1 protein-coding gene and 2 pseudogenes are annotated in these 1,765 nt (G+C 58.9%); 2 read left to right on the top strand and 1 reads right to left on the bottom strand.

Going from position 1 to position 1,765, the window contains the following annotated elements; translation table 11 throughout:
* A pseudogene (locus BLU15_RS39360) lies at nt 1-95 on the top strand (IS5/IS1182 family transposase); the annotation flags it as partial.
* A gap of 64 nt (nt 96-159) precedes the next feature.
* Here the strand turns inward: BLU15_RS39360 and BLU15_RS38770 are convergent.
* Nucleotides 160-1,500, bottom strand: a complete 1,341-nt coding sequence (locus BLU15_RS38770) for an ISKra4 family transposase (RefSeq protein WP_371590423.1) — start codon at nt 1,498-1,500, stop codon at nt 160-162.
* An 86-nt stretch (nt 1,501-1,586) separates the two neighbouring features.
* Here BLU15_RS38770 and BLU15_RS38765 point away from each other — a divergent pair.
* Nucleotides 1,587-1,765, top strand: a pseudogene (locus BLU15_RS38765) (IS66 family transposase zinc-finger binding domain-containing protein); the annotation flags it as partial.

Raw genomic sequence — 1,765 nt, 5'->3', positions numbered from 1 at the left:
CATGCGGCCACGGGAAAAAAGGGGATGGAGACGATGGAGGCATGGGACGTTCCCGCGGCGGGCTTACAAGCAAAATCCACGCGCTCGTCGACGCGTGTCGTTTGGCACTTAACCGTAAGAATGCGGCCGTTTCTTTGGGAGCGGGAAAAAGGTGGGGGTTCAGGCTGCAAGGGCAAGCTTGGCTTGTTTTAGGCGTCCGTCGGCAACAGCGGCTCGGACCTGAAGGACCCGATGAGCGCCAATCGGAGACCAGCGCATCTGACGCTTCTTGTTCATACGGGCATTGACGAGGCTGTTGGCGGCACTTTCGGCCGGAGAACTCGAAATCGGCTGACCTGACCAATATCGTCGGCAGTAGTCGACAATCGAAGCCTTGTTCTGGACCAGATAGGTGCGAAGATTTCTGACCAGTTCGTACAGGCGCTTAAGCTTGTTGCTGGCTTGTGGCAGCCAAGTGTGCTGCTCCAACTGGTCGAGCATATGCTTCACGGCTCTGGTTGCCTCCCTGACGTATCCGCTCCAAAGGAGATGCCGAAGCCTCGGCACATGAACCGCGACGTCCCAAAGGTAGATACTCCGGTCGTGGACATGCTTTATTCCTTCCCAGGCCTGTTCGATGTGCCGGAGCCGCATCGACAGGTGGAACCAGTCAAGAATATGCGTTACGGGCTGGCGTGTTGCGCTGAGCACGATACTTTGCAGCCCGATTTCGCCGTCGCTGAAGACAGTAACATCGCGGCCCGGCAGCCATCCTTGCGCTCGCATCGCCGCACGAACGACATCGTGCTTGCCGGTGGCCACGTTCGGCGCAGCCGCGAACTGACGCGGTGGCCGATTCTGTGACACAACGCGTCCCATCGCGATCTCGAAATGCCGGCTTTGATATCCGGGAACCGCACGAATGTAAGCGCCATCAATGAAAACGGAAACGGCGGATTTGCTGGCTCGGCTGATGCGATAGGGGCTTGCGACGTCCCACTTTTCGATCTGATCGGCGACCTTGGCGAGCCGGTTGCTGACGGTCCGATGATTATGCGGTCGCGCGGCCGGAACAAAGAGATCGAGCACACGGGCGGCTTCTCGAAACGACAGCCGGGAGCCGAGTTCGGCCTGGATCCGCTCCAATTCTGGCGTTGCTCTGCCATTCAACAGGGTCTCGATGCTTCCAGTACCCGATCTTGCCGTCTTTCCGCACGCGCAGCTGCGCAATCGGGGCACGCGCACACGACAAAGTCCGAAGAGCGAATGGACCGTACGAAATCTGTAATCATGAACCCCGCGAAGGCGGTTGCAGTCATGACATTTCCGATCCTGCTGGCCGGCTTGATCCGCCTGAAACTGTGTCAGCTCCTCCTGCAGACGGCGCTGTATCACCTTGCCGTCCCCAAGGGAGAGGCCGAGGTCATCGAGGCGCGCTCCATCGACAATCCGTTCGACGATTGCGGTTTCCCGACGTTTCGCGACGCCATCGACCCCGACAAGCTCGACCCAAACGTTCATCCTCAATTGCGCTGTCAACGAGTGCCCCTTCCGAAAAGGCCTCGATTATCCGAAGATTCTTACCCCCACCTTTTTCCCGCTCCCCCCGACGATCGCCGTCCCGCAATATCGGCCGTTTGCCCAAGCACCTTCCACGGTATGAAGAGGTCATCGAGCCGGAGAGCAAGATTTGCCCGTGCTGCTCGTTCGAACTTCATTGTATCGGCACGGATGTCAGCGAGGCGCTCGACATCGTGCCTGCGGTTGTCCGGGTGAAACGGACAAT

It is taken from the genome of Ensifer sp. YR511 (assembly GCF_900103045.1).
GTDB classification, from domain to species: Bacteria; Pseudomonadota; Alphaproteobacteria; order Rhizobiales; family Rhizobiaceae; genus Ensifer; species Ensifer adhaerens.
This window is presented reverse-complemented; position numbering and strand designations above follow the sequence as displayed.